We start from the raw sequence: 6,657 nt of genomic DNA, 5'->3' as shown, positions 1-6,657 counted from the left end.
CTCCTAAGCGGTAGGTCGGAGGTTCGAATCCCCTCAGGCGTGCCAACGCGGCGCAAGCGAGTGATCGCTTGCGCCGCGTTTTTGTCTCCAGCCGATATGGAGCCGCCGCGATTCTTTTCTCAAATCGCTCCGCGCTCATTTCGCTCCGCCCGCACGCGCATCTCCGATACCCCCGAGGCGACGGAACACCCGGCAGGGATTGCCCGCCGCCAGGACGTGGGCCGGCACATCCTTGGTCACCACACTGCCTGCGCCGATTACCGAACCCACACCAATACTCACGCCGGGTAGCACAATGACTCCGCCTCCCAGCCAACAGCCGCTGCCAATGCGGATGGGCCGGGCGAAGGTGCGGCAGAAGTAGCTTTGGGAGTCCCGCTGCCAGCCCGGGGTCAGCCGCTCCTCCAGCTCCACCGGGTGGGCGGCGGTATACAGCTGTACATTGGAAGCAATGAGCACATTGTCTCCAATGTCGATGCGGTTGCAGTCCACAAAAGTACAGTTCATATTCACCGATACGTTATTGCCCAGATAGATATTCCGCCCATAGTCGCACAGGAAGGGCTGGGCCACGGAGACGTTGTCCCCCACTGCGCCAAACAGTTCCTCCAGGATTCTCCGTTTTTCCGTCCGCTGTTCATAGGCCAGGCGGTGGTAAGCCGCCAGCAGCGCCCGCGCCCGGCCCTTCATGTCCAAAAACGCCGGATCGTGACAGTCATAGTACTCCCCCGCCAGGCATTTTTCCAATTCCGTCACAGGCTCCTCTCCCCTTTCAGCGCCGCCGCTGCGGCCCGGACAGCGGCGGCATCAGTGACAGGATAGCGCTCCTCCGGCGGGCAGACACCGCCGGAGAAGGACACCGCCGGGTTGTGCGTGGCGGACGCATCCAGCCTCCAGGTTTTAAAGGAGCCGTGTACCTGATCGCAGCCGGTGGCCGCCAGTAGGGCGGCGGCGTTGTCCGGGTTCACCCCGCAGCCAGGCAAAACCTGGATACGCCCGGCGGCATACTCCCGCATAGCCCGGATGGTGTCCGCTCCCTCCGGGGCGGAGGCCGCCTGTCCGCTGGTGAGTACCCGGGTAACCCCCAGCTCCATCAACGTATCCAGGGCGGCCCGCCAATCGGGAGTGACGTCGATCGCCCGGCTGAACACGCTCTCCCTGTTCCCCACCACCGCCAGCAGAGCGGCACACCGCACTTTGTCCACCGTACCGTCGGGATGGAGAACGCCGAACACCAGGCCGTCCGCCCCCGCCGCCAGCAGCGCCCGGGCGTCAGCCAGCATGGTGTCAAACTCCGGGCCGGTATAGCAAAAGCCGCCCTCCCTGGGACGTACCATGGCCATGATGGGGAGCTTCACCCGCCGGGCCAACCCCATAGCTCCCACGCTGGGGGTCAGGCCGCCCAGGAACAGAGCGGAGTTCAGCTCCACCCGACCGGCCCCGGCCGCCGCCGCCGTCCACACGTCCCCCGCCGAGCCGCAGCACACCTCTAACAGCATATCTGCCACCTTCTTTTCCAATCTGGGGCTATGATAGCACATTTTTTTGTGCTATCATAGCCCCAACCAAAAGGAGTGACGTCCATGGAAGAACTGCGTTTTCTTAAGGCAGCCCTGCCGGAGGACTGGGCGGCCTACTCTGCCGCGCTGCTGGAGACCTTTGCCGCCCACGCCGCCCGGCTGCGGAACACCGTACCCTGGTGCGCGGCCCTGAACCGGGAGGCCTATGAGCAGTACGTGCTCTGTCCCCGGGTGAATGACGAGGATCTCTCGGAGCACCGCGCCCTGTTTTACGGCCAGTTGTGGCCCCGGGTCAAGAACCTGGACCAGGAACAGGCGGTGCTGGAGGTCAACCGCTGGTGCCATGAGCATGCCAGCTATCAGGCCCAGGACCAGCGCACCGCCTCCCCGCTGACGGTATACCGCTGCGGCAGCGGCCGGTGCGGGGAGGAGTCGGCCTTCCTGGTGGCCGCCCTGCGCAGTGTGGGCCTGCCCGCCCGGCAGGTATACGCCCCCCGCTGGTCCCACTGTGACGACAACCATGCCTGGGTGGAGGTGTTGTGTCACGGCCGCTGGCGGTTCCTGGGGGCCTGTGAGCCGGAGCCGGTGCTGGACCGGGGCTGGTTCAACACCGCCGCCTCCCGGGCCATGCTGGTTCACAGCCGCACCTTCGGCCCGGTGACCGACTTCACCCTTCACGGCGCCCCTCTGGGGCGGCAGGGTCAGGCCCTGTACCACAACCAGACCGGCCGCTACGCCCTCACCAAGCGGTATGCCTTCCGGGCCGGTCCGGGGGAGGCGATTGCCCTGGAGGTACTCAACGAGGCCCGGTTTTGTCCCATCGCCGTCCTCACCGCCGGAGCGGACGGTCTGGCGGTGGCGGAGCTGGGGGTGGGGGACCTCCATCTGTCCGCCGGAGAGAAGGAGGCCTTCTGCCGCGGGAGGGAGGAGGACGGAGCGGCGCTGGCTCCCCCTGTCCCCTGCCCGGACTGGACGGCCTTCGACTTCCGCGCCCCCCTGTCCGCCCCCATCCATCCCGCCCCCCTGGACGGAGCGCAGCGGAAGGCGCGGGAGGCGGTGCTGGCGGCGGGGACCGCCAGGCGGGCGGCCCGGATAGCGGGGTACTGGGACCGGGAGAAGCTCCGGGCCTACCCGGCCCAGCGGGCGCTGCTCCAGAATGCCCGGGGCAACTTCGGGGAGATTTACGCCTTCCTCAGCAGGGACGGAGACCCCCTGCGGGCCGCCCTGCTGGAGTGCCTGTCGGACAAGGACCTGCGGGATGTCTCCGCCGCCCTGCTGGAGTTCCACCTAGACCGGGCGCGGCCCTGGGCGGACAACTACCCGGCGGAGGTGTTCCGCCGGTTCCTTCTCTGTCCCCGCGTGGCCTTTGAGCCTCTTACCGACTGGTCACGCCCCCAGCCCGGGGCGGTGGGACAGGTGATCGCCCTGCGGAAGGCGGGGGTACCCGCCTGGCTGCGGCCTTTGGACGGGGCGGTGATGATATGGCGGGACGGGAAGGCCCTTCCCCAGGTCCCTGAGGCCTGCGGGACGGTGTACTTCCGCAAATCGGCGGAGGCCCGGTTCCTCTACCGGCAGAACTGGTCTCTGGACCGCTGGACAGGGGCAGAATGGACCCCCTTGAGGCTGACCGACCGGGCCTGGCACAAAAACGTGCTCACCGCCGCCCTTCCCGCCGGGCGCTACCGGGTGCTCACCGCCCTGCGGCTCCCCGCCGGAGACCAGCTGGCCAACCGGCTGGAATTCTCCCTGGCCCCTGGGGAGCGGCGAGAGATCTTTCTGGAACTGCGGACCTGTTCCCTCCACGACCTGATTACCCCGCGGGAGCTGCCGCTGGAAGAGCTGCGGCTTCCTCCAACCAAAAAGCCCGCCCTCCTCCTCTGGCTGGAGGAGGGGGCGGAGCCTACTGAGCATCTGCTCAACGAACTGGCCGCCGGCCTGGCCGACCTGCGTCGGCTGGAGCCGGAGGCGGTGTGCTTCCTGCGCCGGCCGGGGGCGGAAGGTCAGGCCACTCTGTCCGCCCTGCTGGCCGCCTGGCCGGAGCTGCGGGCGGAATATCCGGATTGGAGCTACCAGGTGGAGACGGTGGCCCGCCACCTGGGTCTGGACCCGGACAAGCCGCCCCTGGCGGTGGTGCGGGACCGGACGGGCCGGGCGGCATATGCCTGCTGCGGCTATCAGGTGGGCATGGCCAGGCTGCTGCGGCAGGTCTTGGAACGGCTTATTTCTGAAACGCCTTGAGGTATTCCGCCACTGAACGGCTCATCTCCCGGGAAAAGGCGGAGTTGTACTTCCGGTCACAGAATGCCTTCAGCCACTCGGCGTAGGGCCGGGGACCGGCGTTATCCGCCAGCATGGCCTCCAGCTCGGCGGCGTCCATCCGGCGGTAGGCATTCTCGTGGACGATGTGCTTCATGGCCCGGCGGGGAGGCTTCTCCCGCTCCTTCTGCTGGTCGGTGGGCCAGCCGAACACCAGCATGGCCGCCGGCATCACATACTCCGGCAGGTGAAGCAGCGCCCGATGGGTCTCGCACTGCTCCAGGATATCCCCGATGTAGCAGGAGGCAATGCCCAGGCTCCAGGCGGCGGTAACCGCGTTCTGGGCGGCGATGTTGGCGTCACAGACGGCCAGCAGCAGATCCCCCTGGGCGGGGTCTCGGGGCTGACAGCCACCGGCGGCAAAGGCGTCCTGCCACTTCTGACAGTCGGCGCAGAAGATGAGCACCAGCGGGGCCGTGGCAATAAAGGGCTGGTGGTCGCAGGTTTCCGCCAGCGTATTCTTGACGGTCTGTTCGGTGATGTCTAAAATGGTGTAAAGCTGCTGGTTGCCGGCGGTGGGGGCGGCACAGGCCGCCTCCAGAATGGCCCGCTTGTCCTCCGGGCTGATGGGCTTGTCCAGGAAGGCCCGCACCGATTTGCGGGCGTGGAGCTGAGTCAGAACCTCATTCATCTTTTATTCTCCTCTCGGGATGTGAACTTATGCAGGATAAAACCTATTCCGTCACCCAGGCCGGCCCCCTGCTGCCCTTTCTTTTGGAGCAGATGGGCGGCCGCAGCCGCAACAGCGTCAAAAGTCTGCTCACCCGGGGGCAGGTGCAGGTGAACGGGGCGACCGTCACCCGCCATGATCACCCTCTGGAACCGGGCCAGACCGTCACCATTCGCCCCCGGGGAACCCGCGGGGAGGCGGCTCCCTTCCCCATTCTCTACGAGGACGGGCGCATTCTGGTTATCGACAAACCCGCCGGGCTGCTGAGCATGGCCAGCGATCGGGAGCGGGTCCGCACCGCCTACCACATGGCCACCGACTATGTGCGGCGGACCAACCCCGCAGGGCGCGTTTTCATCGTCCACCGGCTGGACCGGGACACCTCCGGGGTGCTACTCTTCGCCAAGGACGGGGACACCAAGCGGGCCTACCAGGACAGCTGGGACAGCCTGGTACACCGCCGGGGCTACCTGGCGGTGGTGGAGGGCCGGCCCCCCAGGCAGGCGGACACCATCCGCACCCTGCTGCGGGAAAACGCCGCCCATAAGGTCTACTCCGTCTCCTCCGGCGGGAAGGAGGCTATCACCCATTATACCACCCTTTGCGCTGGAAAGAAATACACTCTGCTGGAGGTGGAGCTCCAGACCGGCCGGAAAAATCAGATCCGTACCCACTTCAGCCAGCTGGGCTGTCCGGTGGCGGGGGACCGGGCCTACGGCGCTGCCACCGACCCTCTGGGCCGGCTGTGCCTTCACGCCCACGAGCTGATCCTTACCGACCCCTTTACAGGCCAGGCGCAGACTTTCCGCTCCGAGGCGCCGGGGAGCTTTGCCCGCCTGGCCCGGTAGGCGTTCACAGCCCCAGCTGCTGCCGGGCCTGCTCCCGGAAGGCGGTCAGTTCGGGGTAGGCGTAAAAGAAATTCTGCTTTTGGGCCTGAATCCCCTCCCCCTCCGCTTTGTCCCGGAGGATGAAATAGGCAAAGCTCTCGGCAATGTCCTCCGCGGGACTGGTGGCGGCATAGCTGGTCAGAAAGTCGTCGGCGTGGCGGAGGTAAAAGCCGGTGCTGTCCGGGGCGGCCAGCCGGTCCTCCAGATAATCTGTCCAGAAGGCCTGATAGAATCTGTTCAGGTAGGAGGAGGGGCGGGCGGCAAAATCCGCCTCGGCGTAGCAGCCCCGGGAGGGCGCAAGGCCGTAGGTGACCTGCTGATCGTTGAGGGTCAGGTAGTGGCAGTACTCATGGTACACCGTCTCGGCAAAGTACTGCCGGTCTCCCGCATCCGCCAAGTCCACCGCCAGTTCCCACCGGGCGCCGCCATCGTCGGCAGGCACCACGTAGGCCAGAATCTCCTCCTCCCCGTCGGTAAAGACGGTGAAGCGCTGAAAGGCGTCCAGGCTGCCGGAGGGCAGCATGGCCTTTACCTGCTCCCACAGGTCCCGGTAGGCGTCCTCCCCCTCCTCCAGCACCAGGCCGCCGCCGGTTATGCCGTACTCCGCCAGCAGTTCCATCTTCTCTTCGTCGGCGCTCCACTGCTCCGGCTGATTCAGGTAACGGCCGGTACACTCCTCATAGATTTGATTGAGCTGGGCAGCCAGCCGTTCCTCCCCGGCGGAGGGCGTCCAGATGTCCATGGACTCCCGGACCTGCCGCAGAGACAGCAGCTGCCCCAGCAGACCGGTAACCTGCTTGCGCTCCGTCTCGGTAACATAGCCATCCAGCTTGCCCAGCTGGGCGGCAGCCAGGCGGCTGGCCTCCGTCTGAATCCTTTGGCTCTGCCCGCACGCGGACAGCGTCAGCAGCAGAAGAAGCAGAATGGGAATCACATTGCGTCGTTTCATGTCGGCACCTCATTTCTTTTGGGGCATTGTACCACAAAAGAGAGGGCAGCGGCGGATTCTGAAGAAATCAAAAGGGAAACGTCAGCTTCTTTCAAGAAATGGACAGATTAAGGGGCGGGACAGATGTCCCGCCCCTTAATCTGGGAAGGTATATCGGAAGGTTAGTAGAACGCAGTGTTACAGCTTGACCACCCAGTTATGGGGGTCAGGCCTGGTCCCCCACTGGATGCCGGTGAGGGTGTCGTACAGCTTCTGGGCCAGGGGGCCGATCTTGCCGCCGTTGACCACCACCTGCTTGTCCTCCCAGCCCATCTC

General features: G+C 66.0%; 6 protein-coding genes and 1 pseudogene. 2 read left to right on the top strand and 5 right to left on the bottom strand.

Annotated elements, in window-relative coordinates:
* Positions 1 to 135: 135 nt before the first annotated feature.
* A complete protein-coding gene (locus Q0J74_RS09720) occupies positions 136 to 756 on the bottom strand; it encodes a sugar O-acetyltransferase (protein WP_297213995.1) in 621 nt (206 codons plus the stop codon).
* Positions 753 to 1,499 (bottom strand): copper homeostasis protein CutC, encoded by a 747-nt coding sequence (locus Q0J74_RS09715; protein ID WP_297213992.1) that lies wholly within the window; start codon positions 1,497 to 1,499, stop codon positions 753 to 755. Before Q0J74_RS09715 ends, Q0J74_RS09720 begins: the two co-directional genes overlap by 4 nt.
* An 84-nt stretch (positions 1,500 to 1,583) precedes the next feature.
* Here Q0J74_RS09715 and Q0J74_RS09710 point away from each other — a divergent pair, with 84 nt between their 5' ends.
* The gene (locus Q0J74_RS09710; RefSeq protein ID WP_297213989.1) at positions 1,584 to 3,758 is read left to right on the top strand and encodes a transglutaminase-like domain-containing protein; all 2,175 of its coding nucleotides are present in this window, start codon (positions 1,584 to 1,586) and stop codon (positions 3,756 to 3,758) included.
* Here the strand turns inward: Q0J74_RS09710 and Q0J74_RS09705 are convergent.
* Positions 3,739 to 4,467: a nitroreductase family protein gene (locus tag Q0J74_RS09705; RefSeq protein WP_297213986.1), complete on the bottom strand. Its 729-nt coding sequence runs from the start codon at positions 4,465 to 4,467 to the stop codon at positions 3,739 to 3,741. The two genes, Q0J74_RS09710 and Q0J74_RS09705, sit on opposite strands and share 20 nt — an antisense overlap.
* A 29-nt stretch (positions 4,468 to 4,496) precedes the next feature.
* Here Q0J74_RS09705 and Q0J74_RS09700 point away from each other — a divergent pair, with 29 nt between their 5' ends.
* Positions 4,497 to 5,354 carry an RluA family pseudouridine synthase gene (locus Q0J74_RS09700; RefSeq protein ID WP_297213984.1) on the top strand — a complete coding sequence of 286 codons (858 nt, stop codon included), beginning with the start codon at positions 4,497 to 4,499 and terminating at the stop codon, positions 5,352 to 5,354.
* A gap of 4 nt (positions 5,355 to 5,358) precedes the next feature.
* Here Q0J74_RS09700 and Q0J74_RS09695 read toward each other — a convergent pair whose 3' ends face one another.
* Both Q0J74_RS09695 and Q0J74_RS09690 read right to left on the bottom strand, forming a co-directional pair.
* Positions 5,359 to 6,342, bottom strand: coding sequence for a hypothetical protein (locus Q0J74_RS09695; RefSeq protein WP_297213981.1), 984 nt, complete (start codon positions 6,340 to 6,342; stop codon positions 5,359 to 5,361).
* A gap of 177 nt (positions 6,343 to 6,519) precedes the next feature.
* Positions 6,520 to 6,657 (bottom strand): annotated as a pseudogene (locus tag Q0J74_RS09690) (branched chain amino acid aminotransferase); the annotation flags it as partial.

It is taken from the genome of uncultured Flavonifractor sp. (assembly GCF_944387675.1).
Taxonomy (GTDB): domain Bacteria; phylum Bacillota; class Clostridia; order Oscillospirales; family Oscillospiraceae; genus Flavonifractor.
Note: the sequence above shows the minus strand (reverse complement) of the source record. Positions and strands in the feature narration are given on the sequence as shown.

What these genes read in the sequence shown, in the direction of transcription:
- Q0J74_RS09715 (WP_297213992.1), bottom strand. Translation starts at nt 1,499, where the DNA reads ATGCTGTTAGAGGTGTGCTGCGGCTCGGCGGGGGACGTGTGGACGGCG.
- Q0J74_RS09710 (WP_297213989.1), top strand. Translation starts at nt 1,584, where the DNA reads ATGGAAGAACTGCGTTTTCTTAAGGCAGCCCTGCCGGAGGACTGGGCG.
- Q0J74_RS09705 (WP_297213986.1), bottom strand. Translation starts at nt 4,467, where the DNA reads ATGAATGAGGTTCTGACTCAGCTCCACGCCCGCAAATCGGTGCGGGCC.
- Q0J74_RS09700 (WP_297213984.1), top strand. Translation starts at nt 4,497, where the DNA reads ATGCAGGATAAAACCTATTCCGTCACCCAGGCCGGCCCCCTGCTGCCC.
- Q0J74_RS09695 (WP_297213981.1), bottom strand. Translation starts at nt 6,342, where the DNA reads ATGAAACGACGCAATGTGATTCCCATTCTGCTTCTTCTGCTGCTGACG.